The organism is Zwartia sp. (assembly GCF_049655405.1).
In the GTDB taxonomy this organism is placed as follows: domain Bacteria; phylum Pseudomonadota; class Gammaproteobacteria; order Burkholderiales; family Burkholderiaceae_B; genus Zwartia.
Window position 1 is genome coordinate 72,264 of record NZ_JBASJR010000006.1, and the last position, 16,007, is coordinate 88,270.

The window sequence follows — 16,007 nt, forward strand, 5'->3', positions numbered from 1 at the left end:
ACAGATCAGGACTGCATTCCCCAGCGACTGATCGTTTTCTTCTCAACGGTTTTGAAAATTAAATTTTCAACCAGCAAACCAAAAATGATGACGGTCAACAACCCGGCAAACACATTTGGAATATCCAGCATATTTTTATTTTGAAAGATATACCAACCCAAACCCCCCGAACCAGAACTCGCACCGAACACCAACTCGGCCGCAATCAACGTACGCCAGGCAAAAGCCCAGCCAATTTTCATCCCTGTCAGAATGCTTGGAAAGGCTCCAGGAATCAGGATCTTGGTGACATAGGCGATGTTGGAAAGACCATAATTTTTACCCACCATGCGCCACGTGGGACTGACAGCTTTAAAGCCAGCATGCGTATTGAGCGCGACCGCCCAGAGCACAGCATGAATCAACACAAAGATGATGCTGCCCTCACCCAGTCCAAACCAAATCATTGCCAAAGGCAACAAGGCAATCGAAGGCAAGGGATTAAACATCGAGGTCAAGGTCTCCAAAATATCTGAGCCAATTCGCGTGGCACTGGCAAACGCTGTAAAGAGCGCAGCAATCGCAAGGCCCACGGCATAACCTTGTAACAGCACCGTGAGCGAGGACCACGTCGCCAAGATGATCTTGCCCGAAATCAAACCAGCAAAAAAGGCCTGAACCGTCGCAGAAAAGGTTGGGAACAAGAGTGGGTTGTTCAACCACACTGCATAAACCTCCCAAACACCTGCCAAAAACAGCAGCACGAGAGTCTTTCTCAGCAAACCATTCGCCATGAGACGCTCAAAGGTGCTGAGCGGCTTTTCAATCACACCAAATCCGGTCAATTCAATTTCACTGATTCTTTCAGGACGAACGCTTTGAGCGCCTTCTATCTTGTGCTCACGCATGTGCAATCCTTTCATGATCGTGAAAAAGCAATTCTTCAATGTGTTTCGCCAAGGGCTGTCCTGTCGGGCTCAACGTATCAATCCCATGACAATTCAACTCAGCTCTTACCTGACCAGGATGAGGACTCAGCAACAAAATCCTGCTCCCAATACGAACTGCCTCGGGAATCGAATGTGTCACAAACAAAACGGTGAACTTCGTATCCTCCCAAAGCTGCAAAAGCTCCTCTTGCATCTTTCCTCGCGTCAATGCATCCAGTGCCGCGAAGGGTTCGTCCATCAGCAAAATCTCTGGCTCCATTGCCATGCCGCGCGCAATCGCAACGCGTTGCTTCATGCCACCTGACAGCGTATGAGGCAAACTATCAGCAAAGCCCGTCAAATTGACCTTGTCGATGTAATGCATGGCACGATCTTCGGCTTCTTTACGTCCGAGCTTGCCACTTGCAGTCAGAGCGAACACCACATTTTGCTTGACCGTTTTCCAAGGCAAGAGTTGATCAAACTCTTGAAACACCATCACGCGATCCGGCCCAGGCTTGTGGATCTCGACATTGTTGAGTTTGATTTGACCTTCGACAGGATTTAAAAACCCGCCTACTGCCTTTAACAAGGTCGACTTTCCGCAACCAGAGGGTCCCAAAATCACGTAACGGTCAGACTTGAGCACATCAAAGCTCACCCGATAGGTTGCCGTAACGAGGTGCTCTTTCGTGCGATAGCGAAGCGTCACGCCCTGCACGGACAGCAAAGGCGCTTGGGAAGACTGCGACAACACAGACACATCCATCATTAGTTTCCGCCAGCCACATCAGAACCCGCGAAAAACAACTCATCAATAGATTTTGGATTATTTTTAAGCGATCCAATCTGATTCATGAAAGTTGCATACTTCATGACGTTTTCGGGTTTGGTGCTGTATTTAATTGTTGGGTCATTGAGCTGTGCAATCATGTCGTCTCTAGACCACTTGCTCGAACCACCCATTGAGGCAATCAAGACATCCGCTGCCGCGCCTTTATCTTTGGCAATCATTTCCTGCGCTTCTTTTAAGGCACTTACAAATGCTGCATAGACTTTAGGATTTTTTTGTTGGAAATCCGAGCGCGCCGAAATCATCGTGAACGTGGTCGATCCACCCATCACCTGATCCGTGTTCATGATTGAACGCACACCAGGAGATTTTCTTTCAAGTTGATCCAGTGGTGCCGAGGCGTAGTGACCAGTAATGCCGCCGCTACCCGACAACAGTGCGGCCGCAGCATCACCGTGATTCATCGTTACGGTAAACGGATCAAAACGGAAAGCTTGATCCTTGCCATACTTTTGAACAGCATACATTTGCATGATGATTGAAGGGATGGATGACTTCACTGAAGTGACTGCAATCTTATCGGTTGGACGCAGATCATCGATCGACTTGAGGTGCTCAGCCTTGGTGTTGAGATTCATCGGCATCGAGCTCATTGCTGCAACACCCTTTACGTTGGCATTTCCTTTGGTGCGATCCCACAAAATCAGAAAGGATGGTGGGCCTGCTGCAATGAAATGTGCGGAACCAGACAGCAAGGCGTCAATCATGGCAGAAGGACCGCCAATGTTTGACCAATTCACCTTTACGGTATGGCCAAGCTTTTGCGAATGCTTTTCAATCAGGTTGTGTTCTTTCATGATGTGCAGGGGCAAAAATCCAAACCCACCCGCACCGAGAGGCACCTTGAGCTCCGTCACATCCGCTTTAACTGCCAATGGCAATACCGTCAATGCTGAGAGTGCGAGTGCATAGATTACTTTTTTCATTGCTGTCTCCTGATGTATTTTTTTTTACTTTATAGAGTAATTATTAGAAATGCGCGAGAACCAAATTTTTAAATTAAGACTCCGAGCCTGAAGACTTAGACTCAGGTATTTGCCAACCTGCTAATTGTTCACTCAGACGGGCGACTGCTGTGTGGTCCACATTGGGTCCCAATACTCCCTTGGCACCACTCCATAGGTCAAGACATAAATGACCAAAGGGCGCAGATACACCGAGATTTCTTGCCAAACCCATCGCAATCGCGATGTCCTTGACCATCATATGCAAGGGAAAACCAGAATCAAATTTTCTGGACAAGACATACTGCTTAAATTTTTTCTGCGTACTGTTGTTCATTCCCGTTGAACTATTCAGCACATCGACCATGACCTCGGGATCCAAACCAAATTTCGAACCAATAATCAGTGCTTCGATGCCGATGAGGTAGCCCGCGCACGACACTAAATTATTAAGCGCCTTCATTGCGTGGCCAGAACCAAGCGCACCCGTCCGTGTAACAGTCCCCATGAGTGACAGCAGCGGTTCAGCCCGATCAATGACAGCTCCCTCACCTCCCGTCATGATAGTGAGCGTGCCATTTTGTGCCCGAGGCACCGCACCAGACACCGGGGCGTCAATCAACAAAATATTCAGAGCTGCCAACCGCTCGCCCATCGACAAAGTCATCTCTGGCTGCCCAGAGGTCATGTCGATGACCATTGCGTTCTTATTTAAACGACTCGCTAAACCATTTTTGCCGAACAACACCTCCTCGACGACGATGCTGTTTGGCAAAATCATCACCACATAGTCGGCACCTACGCCAAGTTGATCGGATGTCAGGGCGGTCTGCTCCCCATGTTGCGCACTAAAGGCTTCGATACGCTGTACGTTAGTGTCAAAGACACGTACTGTATGTCCTCCCTCAAGTAGGCGTTGTGCCATGGGCCCTCCCATCGCCCCCACGCCAATAAAATGAACGACGGACGATGCATTCATTGGTTGTGCCTTCATCGCGAACTCCCTCTCAAGACTGACGGGCCAGCGCCATCAAGGCGCCGACATCATCAAGGGCTTCAATCCCCCAAACCGCCTGAATCAGCGCCTTCTGATCACAACCTGTATTGGCTTGAGCGCTTAAGATTTTGAATTTTTTTTCAAGATCCTCGTCGGTGAGTGGGCGACCTGTCGAGCCCCTTGCCTGCTCGACTACGACCGTAACAGAGGGCTCTGAAATAAAATGCAACGTCACCTTTGCCGCATCAATAGAAAAGCTGTCGTCCACAGTAAATTTCAACTTTTCGCCTAGCTTCCTGTTTGCGGGATCTTGAACCGCCGCATCGCTAAACTCCGCGAGTCCTGCACGCCCACTCAAGAGTGACACTGCCACCGCATGCTGCGCACTCACCTGTGACTCGCGTCCGGTTTGCACACCCGGACGGTCAGTGCGATCACGCAAGAGTTTTTGTCCAGTCACCTCGACGCTTTGCACACGCTGTAAAAGGTTATGAACAAGCTCTTTACGCGCGGACAGCTGCAAGCACGCTTCAATCACTGGATTGAGCACAATGCCACAGGGGTATGGCTTATAGGTGTTGAGCGCCATTTCCCAATGCTCGCCAAACTGTGCATTGATCCCAGCAAGATCAGGCTTTTCACCCATTACATTTAAAAACCCCCGCACACCATCGAGTGGCGCTAATGGACCATCAAAATTTTGAGCCGCTAATAGTGCAGATAACATCCCATTGCGCGCGGCGTTGCCGACGCTCAAGCTCTTGGCCATTGTCCCCAAAGTTTCCACAATTCCGCAGGCTTGATTAGCGGCCCCACCCAACGCCCAGTTCAACTGTATAGGTGTCAAGCGCAACAAACAACCGACAGCGATCGCCGCACCCAAAGCGCCACAGGTTGATGTGATGTGCCATCCGCGACCATAGTGGTAAGGGGAAATTGCATTACCGATTCGGCACTCAACCTCCATGCCAAGAATCAATGCCTGCAGGAAGTCGCGACCGGACACACGGTTGACTTCGGCATACGCGAGCAAGGCCGCCGCAATCGGTGCCGTCGGATGGATGACCGTGCGCAAATGGGTATCATCGTAATCAAATACATTTGCACTCATCGCATTCAGCGCTGCGGCATTGAGCATGTCTGTGCGCTCTGGACGCCCAATGATCGACGCCCGCTGATTGGCGGAAAATGACGTGTAGGTACTCACGAGTTTTTCAATCGTAGGGTCATGTGCCCCGGCACAACCCACTGCGAAATAGTTGAGTAACGAACGCTTGGCTTCGTGACGAACCGTTTGGGTGATATTGTCCCAACGATTTCCATGGACATTCGCGCACAATAATTGCGAGGTATTCATAACCACTTCCTTGATTGAGTCTCGTAATTTAATTATTCTTTAACTTGCAGTGCGTGATTTTCACGACTAGCCTGTCATCCTAACAAATAAAACGAAGGACACAAATGACTATCGCCGGCACACTGGCACGATTTGCAGTGCAAACTCATATAGTGGATCTTCCCCCTCTTGCGCTAGAGCGAGCCGAGATGTGCATTTCCAGCACACTTGCGAGCGTTGCAGCTGGTATTGAAATCGACTCCGCACGGATCATCAGAGAACTCGCTTTAGACGATGGTGGCGCAGCGCAATCGACCGTTTGGTTTAAAAATCGCAAACTACCCGTCACCGCAGCGGCCAAAGTCAATGCGCTCGCAAGCGATGCCGCCGCCTCTGATGACAGCGACATGCGCAGCATTGCTCACATCGGTACGATCATTTCGACAGCCTCGATTGCAATGGCCGAGCACACGGGGGCTTCTGGCATGCAAGTATTGGAAGCCATGGTGATTGGGTACGAGATTGCAGGTCGCATTGATGAGTCCCTCACACCAGGTCGCATGAAAAACGGCTTTCACGGAAGTTTTTCAACCGTCTTTGGTGGCACAGTCGCCGTTGGCAAATTGCTTCAACTCAACGAAGAGCAAATGACCCACGCCATTGCCATTGCCGCCACGTCGATCGGCGGAATGGCCATTGCCGCGGACACAAGCTGTGCCCGTGAATATCACGCTGGCATGGCGGCAAGCTCTGGCGTTCAAGCTGCCTTGGCGGCAAAACGTGGTTTCAGATCAGAGACCGCTGTTCTCGAAGCCCCTCGAGGGTTTCTCAGTGCCTTGGGCGGCACGGCGATCGAAGACATCACCAAGGACTTTGGAAACTCATGGGACATCTGTACCGACATGGCGATCAAGCTCATGCCGGGCGCCCACCCTTTTCATGCGGTGGCCGAAGCTGCTGCGAATGCTGCAATTGAGGGCAACATTCATCCAGACGACATCAAAGAAGTCATGATTTCAGCGGCACAAATGAAAGACTGGATGGCACCACATCATCCAACAGATCTGATTTCCGCTGCGCATAGCGTTGTTTATTTTGTCGCGGCAGCCATCGTTGATCGAGGCTTTACATGGAAGCACATCAATAAAGAGTCCATGATGGACCCTAAAATAGCCGCACTTCAAGACAAGGTCGTGTTCGATCCACACCCAGCGCCACTTCCTGATCGCTTCACCCATCGCCATGGCGGTACGGTGATCATTACACTCAAGGACGGCCGGAAAATTTCAAATACCTGTCGAGCTGCCCGAGGCTCAGGCCCAACCGGCGTGACGTGGGACGAAGTGGACAGTAAATTCAACCACCTCATGCCACTATCAGGACTCGACTCAAAAAGAATCCAACAGATTTGCGAGTCAGTGCATCACTTTAGAACATTGCCCTCGGTGACGCCACTGACCCAATTGCTGACAACAGCTTAGTTGAGCTTGACGCCAGATTCCTTGACGATACGGCCCCAGTTCGCGTAATCCTTTTTCACGAACTCGCCAAACTCCTTGGAGCTTCCACCGACAACATTGACGCCACCTGCTTCAATCTTTTGGGCGACCTCAGGCGTCTTCAACACTCGATTCACTTCCTTGTTGAGACGCTCAATCACCGCAGGAGGTGTACCGGCGGGCGCAAACAATCCCACCCAAATGCTGGCATCCATATCCTTGACGCCACCTTCTTGCATGGTCATGGTGTCGGGTGCTTGTGAAGCACGCTTTGCTGTGGTCACGGCAACGGCTGTCAGTTTGCCACTTTTGACGTGAGGCAATAAAGAAGCCAGTGAGCCAATGTAAACATCAACCTGACCACCCATCACATCCGTCATAGCAGGTGATGCACCTTTATAAGGGACCTGCAATAAATTGATATCAGCGCGTTTTTTGAAATCTTCGCCCACCAAATGGCCGAGCGTACCAGCACCGGCCGTGGCCCAGCGCAATCCCTCTGGGGTCTTGCCCTTGGCAATCATATCCATCGGTGTTTTGATTGAAGAGTTCGCTGCACTACCGATGGCGGCGGGTGTCACCGAAACCTGGACGACAGGCGCAAAGCTCTTGACGCTGTCATAGGTCAATGATGGATACAGCCATGGCCCGAGCATCATATTGTCCGTCTGCCCCATCACCAACGTGTAACCGTCAGCGGGCGCTTTGGAAGCCGCCTCAATGGCCAGGTTTCCACCCGCACCGGGACGGTTTTCCAAAATGACCTGCCAGCCTGTCTGCTCAGCAAGCTTTGTACCGACCATACGGGAAACAAAATCTGTACCGCCACCAGGGGGGAATGGAATCAAAATACGAATGGGTTTGTCAGGAAAGCTTTGCGCTAAAGCAGACACTGGGGCTGCTGCCCATGCCAGCGAAGCCACCAAGGCAAGCTGAGCCACGCGTTTGATATTTTTCATGTCCTACAGTTCTCCAAGTTTTTTACTGTGCATTCATCGACAAGCTTCTGCCAACACACACCCGCGGCGATCTTAGGTTTGTGCCTTGAACCTGTCAAGCGCACCCTTACTGAGGTGACTCACTTGCCTGACCAAATTCCACGCCAGCCCAGCCTTCAAAATGCTTGATGGTGTGCGCGTAATCCTTTTTGCCATCTCCTTGCGTGATGGCAAACGCTAGAAAAGCACGAGCTGCCTGACTCACCATCATGGGCGCCCCCAACTTTTCAGCCTCCTCGATACAAAGCTTGATGTCTTTGTGAATCAACTCTGTCGTAAATCGCGTCGGAAACTCGCGATTCAAAATGCATTGAGGTATTTTTTCAAGTGTTGCAAACGAACGCCCACTTGAGACGTTCAGCACATCGAGCATCAATTTTGAATCCAGACCAGCTTTTGCGCCGTACACCAGCGCCTCGCAGCTCGCGACCATGCCCACCGCACACAAGGTGTTGTTAATAATCTTCATTGTTTGACCCAGGCTTGGATCTTCGCCGAGGTAAAACAAATTTTTACCTAGTGTTTTAAAAACTGGATCAAGCGCCTGGACCAAGCTCTCCTTGCCGGAAACCATAATCGTCAAGGTTCCCTTTTCGGCAGCCACCGTTCCACCACTGACTGGAGCGCCCAGAAATTCGATCCCCTTGGCTTGCACAAGCGGAGCAACTTCGCTCGTGACAGAGGGTCCTGTTGTGGACAAGTCGACAATCACCTTCACAGCGGAACCATGCATCACACCCTGCGCACCTGGACCACCTGTTGCGACAACTGCGACCGCTTCAGGCATGGGCAAACACAACAAAACCACTTCGCAAGTATTGGCCATCTCAACGGGACTGTGAGCGACTTTCGCTCCCTTATCAGCCAGACGCTTGACCATCGCGGGATTGATATCAAAAACCGTCAAATCATATTGCGCCGCCAACAGACGCGACCCAAAATGCACACCCATGTTTCCTAAGCCAATTAGACCTAACTTCATGTCCGACTCCTGATGATACGTATTCAGTTTATTTTTTAGCTTTGTTGGAATCCGATGGCTTCAACAGCTTGCTCCAAGTGGCAATCTCTTTTTGAAGAAAGGCTTCAAACTCTGCGGGAGACGACACAGCCACCACACCATCAATCACCGCCAGGCGTTTCGCGACCTCGGGTTGAGACAAACTGACTCGAAGCGCCTCATTGATCTTGGCGACAATCTCCTTAGGAGTGCCAGCAGGCGCTAACACGCCCCACCACACCACGGCTTGAAATCCAGGATAGCCTTGCTCTGCGATGGTCGGCGTATCAGGCGCTGACTTTAAGCGCTCTAAGCCCGAGGTTGCGATCAACTTGATCCGCTTGCTATCAAGATGAGGTTTGAGCTGAGACATGCCAGTAAACAACATATCTACGTGTCCACTCGCAACATCCAGCACGCCTTGTCCCGCACCTTTATAGGGAATCTTAGTGATTTTTGTGTCTGTTGCCGCCATAAATAGTTCAGCGGCTAGATCGGTCGCTGAACCTTCACCTGAGGTCGCAGTGGTCAACTTGCCAGGATTTTTCTTGGCAAACGCCACGAGCTCTGCAATGTTGTTCATGGGCAGAGCACTGCTCACCGCAACACCCATCGCGTAGGTAATCACCTGACCCACTGGAGCAAAGGCCTCTGGTGTTTTGTAGGGGAGATTTGGCAACAAGGTTGGATTTGTGGAAATCGTCGGACTGACTAACAACAACGTGTAGCCATCAGGCGCGGCCTTGGTGACAAGCTCGGTTCCCACAACGGTATTGCCACCGCCTCGATTCTCGACAATCACAGGTTGTTTGAGCGTATCGGAAAACTTGTCAGACCATGCCCTGGCGATAAAGTCACCGCCCCCGCCTGCTACAAAAGGCACCACAATGCGGATGGGGCGCTCGGGATAATTGTCTGCAGGGCTTGCGAACACTGCGCTACACCCAAGCAACATGCCGCATAGCAAAGCCGAGACCTTTCGATACATTCTTATCTCCTGATACGTATTCTGATATTGGTTTTGACGATTAACGTCTGCACGATCTGTAATAAGCTTACGCAACTGCAGACCAGAACACAACGAAGTCTTTACGCCAATATGAAAACACCGCTCGCCGTACTCAACACCTTTCGCCCCCACGATGGAAGTTTGCACGATGCCTTTGCGAGCCGCTTAGATGTCAAGGGCGGTGCGCCTTTCATCATCAAAGAGGGCAATACGCTTTCTTGGTCTGAGTTTGATCAAAAATATAAAAAACTCGCGCAGGCATTACATCTTCGGGGTGTGCGTCATGGCATGCGCGTAGCGATCATGGGACGCAACGACGCGGCACATGCGCTGACTCTGTTTGCGCTCGCCTACCTAGGCGCCATTATGGTGCCGGTCAATCCAGATTTTGGTGAACGCGAAGCGGGTTATGTCTTCAAACATGCAGAGGTCTGTGGTGTGATCGCAGACATTGCAGCCATGCCAGTCGTTGAAAGCGCGTTGAAAAATATCGAGAGCTCCTCCTGGATCCTCAAACTTGACGCGGCAACTGAGGACGCAGACTCTTTGTCAGGCGCCATCAATCAATCTTGTGCGACGCAGCAATCCCCTCAGGGCAAACCCAGCGATACCTGCATCATTATCTATACCTCCGGCACCACAGGCTTTCCTAAGGGTGTCATGCACAGCCAATTCAATCTGGTGACTGCAGGCGAAGCCAATGTTGAACGCCTCCACTTACAGCCTGAAGATCGGGTCATGATTATTCTGCCGTTCTTCCATGTCAATGCAGTGTTTTATTCTTTAAGTGGCGTGCTCGCGAGTGGTGCCTGCATGATCCTGATTCCACGCTTTTCCGCCTCCAACTTCTGGCACAGTGCTGCCGATCACGGCGCAACCGTTGTGAATGTCATTGAGGCCATCGGTACCATACTGTGCGCGCGTGATCGCAGCGAATACCGACCTGATCACAAAATCCGGGTGGCATACGGCGTGCGTAAAGGTGCCGCACCAGTCTTTCGTCAAGCGTTCGGTATTCACAAACTCTTTTCAGGCTTCGGGATGACCGAGATTCCTGGCGTCACATGCAACCCTTGGGAAGGTCCGGACAAACCCGGCAGCATGGGCTTACCGGGCAAACATCCTGACCCAAACCGCCCTTGGGCAACCTGCCGCATTGTCGATGATGAGGGCCTGGATGTTCCTGTCGGCGTCGCGGGCGAGCTATGGGTCAAGACCCCCATCGTGATGCAAGGTTATTTTAGAGATCCGGAACAGACTGAACAGGCGTTGCACGATGGTTGGCTCAAAACCGGCGATCTCGTCAAATGCGACGAAGATGGGTACTACTATCATCTGTCTCGCAAAAAAGACATCATCCGCAGACGTGGTGAAAATATCGCCGCCGCTGAACTTGAAATGGTGATTGCTGAGCTTCCGGGTATCTATCAGGTCGCAGCCATTGCCGTACCCTCGGAACTTGGCGAGGACGAGATTCTGATTGCCGCCGTAAAAAAATCAGATGCCAGCCTCACTGAACAAGATGTGGTTGACTGGTGTCGCACACGCCTGACGGCCGTCAAAGTTCCCCGATTTGTGAGTTTCTTAACGGAATTACCACTCACACCCACCCATAAAATATTAAAATCCGCCTTGAGGGCCGACCCACAGGTACGCGCTCAAGCCGTTGACTTTCAACCACCAATAGCGCCACCCCGCGCGGGCCTACATATTTAATGACGTAGACCGACTGGGAAATTGAACTTATAGTCGCTTTAACTTTTTTAAATATGACGGTTAACTGAATGAAAATCACACACGCATCGCTCAAGAACACACACACGGCTTGGTCGATATCTGCAAGTCTTGCACTCAGTCTGTGTGCGGCTAGTGCTTTTGCGCAACCCACCCAGCCCGCACCCACCGCAGCGACCTCAGCCGCTGCTAAAGCAAGCGCTTCTGAACTCGCTGCAAAGCTGACCAACCCGGTCGCCGATTTGATTTCCGTACCCTTTCAATACAATTACGACGCCAATATCGGCCTCGACAAAAAGGGCACAAGCAATTCCTTTGTGGTGCAACCTGTTATACCCGTCAAGCTCAATAGCAGCTGGAATTACATCCTAAGACCTGTTGTCACGCTTCAGCAGCAGAACAACATCAATGGATTCAGCGGAACGGGCGCTGGTCCAATATTGATTGAAACCTTTTTCTCGCCAAGCAACACGGGTGATTTTATTTGGGGTGTGGGTCCTATCGTCAGTACGCCGTCTTTATCCGGCAACAATTTCGGCACGGCACAGACCGGTGTGGGAGTTAGCGCAGTGGCCTTAGTGATGAAAAAACCTTGGACTGCTGGCTTACTGACCTATAACACCTGGGATGCAGGTGGCAATTCCACCTACGGTACGGCGAACAATCTTTTCTATCAGCCTTTTGTGTCTTACGTCACACCAACAGCTTGGACCTTTTCAATCAATACACAGTCAACCTTTAACTGGGATGCCAGACGCGCAGAAAACCCTGTCAATGCAACTGTTTCCAAAATCGTCAAATTTGGGGATACACCTGTTTCTCTCTCCGCTGGTGCGCGCTATTACGCCAGTTCTGTTCCAGGCGGACCTTCCGGTTGGGGCGGTCGTTTGAGCATGACGTTCCTGTTCCCAAAGTAAAGACAAAGGGATTACCCTAGACATGGTGTGACTCTACGATTTAAGTGGTCAAGTTATTGTCTAATTGCGGCAATATTCACTTAACACTTTTGTCCTCATCACACCATGTCCAAAATAATCAATACCGCCATCGCTGGCAGCTTACCCAAACCCGCATGGCTCGCCGAACCAGAAAAGCTCTGGGCTCCTTGGCAGCTGCAAGGCGAAGCCCTCGCGCAAGCAAAAGTTGACGCCATGCGCTTATCTGTTGATGACCAATTGCGCGCGGGCATTACAGTGATTGGTGATGGTGAACAAACTCGCCAGCATTTTGTGACGACCTTTATCGACAGCCTAAAAGGCGTCGATTTCGTCAACCGCAAAACAGTGCGTATCCGTAACCGTTATGACGCAGACGTCCCTGTCGTGGTGGATCGTGTCAGCCGCGGGGGACCTGTCTTTGTCGAGGATGCTAAGCGTCTTCGTATGCTGACTAAGGGACCTATCAAGTTCACCCTTCCTGGTCCTATGACCATGATCGACACACTTTACGATGACTACTATCACAGCCGTGAAAAACTGGCCTGGACGTTTGCGGAAATTTTGAATGAAGAGGCCAAAGAACTTGCTGCAGTCGGCGTCGATGTTGTGCAGTTCGACGAGCCTGCTTTCAACGTTTACTTTGATGAAGTGCGTGACTGGGGTGTCAAAACTCTAGAGCGTGCCGCGCAAGGCCTGACCTGCAAGAGTGCGGTCCATATTTGCTATGGCTATGGCATCGAAGCCAATATCAAATGGAAAGAAAGCTTGGGCGACGAGTGGCGTCAGTACGAAAAAGTTTTTCCTCTTTTGGCGCAAAGCACCATCAGCCAAGTCAGTCTTGAATGTCAAAACTCACGCGTCCCAATGGACTTGATTGAGTTGCTGCGTGGCAAGGATGTGTTGGTCGGCGCGATTGACGTGGCATCCAACAAGGTCGAGACGCCAGAACAGGTGGCAGACGTGTTGCGTCGCGCTCTAAAGTTCGTGAAGCCTGAGCATTTGTATGGTTGCACCAACTGCGGAATGGTCCCTCTTTCGCGCGCGATTGCCAATGCCAAGCTCCAGTCGCTTGTGGCGGGTGCTGAGATTGTTTCTAAAGAGTTAGGTTGAGCTGTATAGCTTTGAAGGCTGTATAGCTTTGAGGTGAGTCTGTATAGCTTTGAGGTGAGGTGACGAAAGGGGTGTTTGATTTTGCTGAGCAAAATTCAAAGCACCCCTTTTGTCACTTCTTAATCAAGATTAGAGTCATTGAAAGAGTCGTCTCTAACCAATCTCATCAGATCAAGTTAAATAAAAAACTTAATTAGATCTCGGTGCTTAGAACCCATAGAAAATGGAGTGATTTGAATTTTGCTCAGCAAAATCAAACACTCCAGTTTTCAAAACTCAACAAGAACGTTCAAAACTCAAAAAGAACGTTCAAAACTCAACAAGAACGTTCAAACCTCAAAAAAAACTAAAACCACTTAACTCTGCTGCGAAACAAACACCGTTTGGGCAGGCATAGGCGCTGGAAAACCAGCCGCAATCAGGCTCTCACGAATCACACGGTTCGTATCAAAATAAACTTGCCAATAATCATTGTTGCTACAAAACGGACGCACAGCCAGAACAGGCCCCAGCGGACTGAACTCCAAAATCTCGACCACCACACCGGGCTCGGCCAACACATTTGGAATAGCAGCGACCTTTTCACGCAACAGCTGCATGGCCGCATTGTGGTCCGCCGCACCCGACAATTGACACTTTAAATCCACGCGACGGTACGCGTTGTGACTAAAGTTTTGAATATTGTCAGCAAATACCTTGTTGTTACCCACCATCACCTGCACATTGTCAGGCGTATTGATCGTGGTCGTAAACAAGCCCAATTCCATCACTGTACCGGTCACACCCGCCACCGTCACAAAGTCACCGACCTTGAGTGGACGCAGCACCACCATGAACGCACCCGCAGCAAAGTTTGCCAACAAGCCAGACCAGGCCACACCGATGGCCACACCAGCCGCCGCGATCAAGGCCGCGAAGGTGGTCGTCTGAATTCCAAAGTATCCCAGAATGCCAATCACTAACAATACGTTGAGCGTGACCGTGATGACGGAACCTACATAGCGCAAAACAGTTGGATCCATCTTTTGTTTTTCAAGCGAGCGTCTCACCAAAGAGACCGCCGTCCCGATCAACCAACGACCCAATACCCAAAAAACGATCGCTGCCAACACCTTAATACCCACGTTCGTTGCTGTCGAAATGATCAGCTCTTGATAACGTGCGAAGTCCGCTTTTTCCATTGATTTAATACTCCTTTAACAATGGCGAAACGGTAGAATGTTTAACAATAATTCTCAATACGCCAGTTGGGATACGCTAAACAACTGAAATTTGTATTAATTACCGCTAGCGTCCTGTTAAGATTTATTCGTGTGTCACCCCAATAACAAAGAGGCAATCATGCATCTCACCTTCGCTCGCACTTCAGTCGTGTCTGCCCTAATCGCTCTTTTTATGCCGATCGCCGCGCACGCAGAAACCATTTCAGTCGTGACCTCCTTCCCCAAGGAGCTCACGACGGCCTACAAAAAAGCATATGAGGCCAAGTATCCGAACGACAAGGTTGAGATTCTGAACAAAAACACCTCGGCGGGTATTGCCTATGTGCGTGAACAAACTGCAGGCGCACGTCCAGAAATCTTTTGGGCCTCAGCTCCAGATGCGTTTGAGGTCCTCTCTAATCAAAAATTGTTAGTCAACATCGGCCCGGGCAATCCAGATATTCCAGCCAAGGTGGGGAACTATCCCGTCAACGATCCACAAGGTTTCTATCGTGGCCAAGCCCTTGCTGGCTACGGCATGATGTGGAACACACGCTATATGAAAGCCAACAAGTTACCTGCCCCAAAAGAATGGGCAGACTTGGTCAAACCCATCTACTTTAGCCATCTTGCAATCTCAAGCCCTTCGCGCTCCGGCACGACCCATCTGACGGTTGAAACCATCCTGCAGGGTGAAGGCTGGACGAAAGGTTGGGAACAAGTATTAAAAATTGGTGGCAATAGCGCTGCCATCACAGAACGCAGCTTTGGCGTGCCTGACGGCGTCTCAAACGGTCAGTTTGGCATTGGCCTGGTCATCGACTTTTTTGGACTGGCGGCTAAAAACTCTGGCATGCCCGTAGACTTTGTTTACCCCTCCGTGACCTCAATCGTCCCAGCCAATATCGCATTGATTGACGGCGCCAAATCACCAGAAGCCGGCAAACGTTTTATCGAATTTACGCTCTCTGAAGAAGGTCAAAAACTACTACTGCAAAAAGACATCAGCCGACTGCCAGTGCTGCCAGCCATCTATAAACAGGCGCCCGCAGACTACCCCAATCCCTTTAGCGGCAAGATTCAGGCAAAAGTGAATTTCGACTCTGAACTTTCTGAGTCGCGCTACATGGTTGTTCGATCGATGTTCGACCAAATGATCACCTTCCGTCATAAAGAATTAGTCGCCGCGACCAAGGCCATCCACGAAGCTGAAAAACGTTTGGCCGGCAAACCAAACGCGCAACTCGATCAAGCACGTCAACTTGCTTTTTCACCCGCTGTCGATGAAAACCAAATTAAAGATCCACAATTGCTCCAATTATTTAAAGCCAAAAAATCTGATGCCGATGCCACACGCGCTAAAGCAAAGGTCGAAGAAGAATGGGCCAACCGAGCAAAAGACAATTACGCGCGCGCAGTCACGCTCGCAAACTCGGCTAAGTAATTCAGACAAGGCCCTTCGGGGCCTTTTTTAAAGGT

14 protein-coding genes are annotated in these 16,007 nt (G+C 50.5%); 5 read left to right on the top strand and 9 right to left on the bottom strand.

All coding sequences use genetic code 11. The annotated features are described in order from the left end of the window. Window positions 1–5: 5 nt before the first annotated feature. From WBJ47_RS03450 to WBJ47_RS03470, 5 genes are all read right to left on the bottom strand, one after another. Window positions 6–887, bottom strand: a complete 882-nt coding sequence (locus WBJ47_RS03450) for an ABC transporter permease (protein WP_422245473.1) — start codon at window positions 885–887, stop codon at window positions 6–8. Then, window positions 880–1,680 (bottom strand): ABC transporter ATP-binding protein, encoded by an 801-nt coding sequence (locus WBJ47_RS03455; protein ID WP_422245471.1) that lies wholly within the window; start codon window positions 1,678–1,680, stop codon window positions 880–882. Before WBJ47_RS03455 ends, WBJ47_RS03450 begins: the two co-directional genes overlap by 8 nt. Further along, window positions 1,680–2,687, bottom strand: a complete 1,008-nt coding sequence (locus WBJ47_RS03460; RefSeq protein ID WP_422245469.1) for an ABC transporter substrate-binding protein — start codon at window positions 2,685–2,687, stop codon at window positions 1,680–1,682. Before WBJ47_RS03460 ends, WBJ47_RS03455 begins: the two co-directional genes overlap by 1 nt. Window positions 2,688–2,760: 73 nt before the next feature. Further along, window positions 2,761–3,699, bottom strand: a complete 939-nt coding sequence (locus WBJ47_RS03465; protein WP_422245468.1) for an NAD(P)-dependent oxidoreductase — start codon at window positions 3,697–3,699, stop codon at window positions 2,761–2,763. A 13-nt stretch (window positions 3,700–3,712) separates the two neighbouring features. Next, on the bottom strand, window positions 3,713–5,059 hold the full coding sequence (locus WBJ47_RS03470; RefSeq protein WP_422245466.1) for an MmgE/PrpD family protein: 1,347 nt from the start codon (window positions 5,057–5,059) through the stop codon (window positions 3,713–3,715). Between the two features lie 104 nt (window positions 5,060–5,163). Here WBJ47_RS03470 and WBJ47_RS03475 point away from each other — a divergent pair, with 104 nt between their 5' ends. Next, window positions 5,164–6,519, top strand: a complete 1,356-nt coding sequence (locus WBJ47_RS03475; protein WP_422245464.1) for an MmgE/PrpD family protein — start codon at window positions 5,164–5,166, stop codon at window positions 6,517–6,519. Here the strand turns inward: WBJ47_RS03475 and WBJ47_RS03480 are convergent. From WBJ47_RS03480 to WBJ47_RS03490, 3 genes are all read right to left on the bottom strand, one after another. After that, window positions 6,516–7,496: a Bug family tripartite tricarboxylate transporter substrate binding protein gene (locus WBJ47_RS03480; RefSeq protein ID WP_422245462.1), complete on the bottom strand. Its 981-nt coding sequence runs from the start codon at window positions 7,494–7,496 to the stop codon at window positions 6,516–6,518. The two genes, WBJ47_RS03475 and WBJ47_RS03480, sit on opposite strands and share 4 nt — an antisense overlap. Window positions 7,497–7,602: 106 nt before the next feature. Continuing rightward, window positions 7,603–8,517: an NAD(P)-dependent oxidoreductase gene (locus WBJ47_RS03485; RefSeq protein WP_422245460.1), complete on the bottom strand. Its 915-nt coding sequence runs from the start codon at window positions 8,515–8,517 to the stop codon at window positions 7,603–7,605. A 28-nt stretch (window positions 8,518–8,545) separates the two neighbouring features. After that, window positions 8,546–9,523: a Bug family tripartite tricarboxylate transporter substrate binding protein gene (locus tag WBJ47_RS03490; RefSeq protein ID WP_422245458.1), complete on the bottom strand. Its 978-nt coding sequence runs from the start codon at window positions 9,521–9,523 to the stop codon at window positions 8,546–8,548. A gap of 111 nt (window positions 9,524–9,634) precedes the next feature. Here WBJ47_RS03490 and WBJ47_RS03495 point away from each other — a divergent pair, with 111 nt between their 5' ends. From WBJ47_RS03495 to WBJ47_RS03505, 3 genes are all read left to right on the top strand, one after another. Continuing rightward, window positions 9,635–11,260, top strand: coding sequence for a class I adenylate-forming enzyme family protein (locus tag WBJ47_RS03495; protein ID WP_422245456.1), 1,626 nt, complete (start codon window positions 9,635–9,637; stop codon window positions 11,258–11,260). Window positions 11,261–11,328: 68 nt separating this feature from the next. Then, window positions 11,329–12,195, top strand: a complete 867-nt coding sequence (locus WBJ47_RS03500) for a transporter (RefSeq protein ID WP_422245455.1) — start codon at window positions 11,329–11,331, stop codon at window positions 12,193–12,195. A gap of 105 nt (window positions 12,196–12,300) precedes the next feature. Then, window positions 12,301–13,326, top strand: coding sequence for a methionine synthase (locus WBJ47_RS03505; RefSeq protein WP_422245454.1), 1,026 nt, complete (start codon window positions 12,301–12,303; stop codon window positions 13,324–13,326). Between the two features lie 356 nt (window positions 13,327–13,682). Here the strand turns inward: WBJ47_RS03505 and WBJ47_RS03510 are convergent, their stop codons facing one another. Continuing rightward, window positions 13,683–14,507, bottom strand: coding sequence for a mechanosensitive ion channel family protein (locus WBJ47_RS03510; RefSeq protein ID WP_422245452.1), 825 nt, complete (start codon window positions 14,505–14,507; stop codon window positions 13,683–13,685). 160 nt (window positions 14,508–14,667) lie between these two features. Between WBJ47_RS03510 and WBJ47_RS03515 the strand changes: the two genes are divergently transcribed. Continuing rightward, complete coding sequence (locus tag WBJ47_RS03515; RefSeq protein WP_422245450.1) at window positions 14,668–15,972, top strand: ABC transporter substrate-binding protein; 1,305 nt, start codon at window positions 14,668–14,670, stop codon at window positions 15,970–15,972. The last annotated feature ends 35 nt before the right edge of the window (window positions 15,973–16,007 follow it).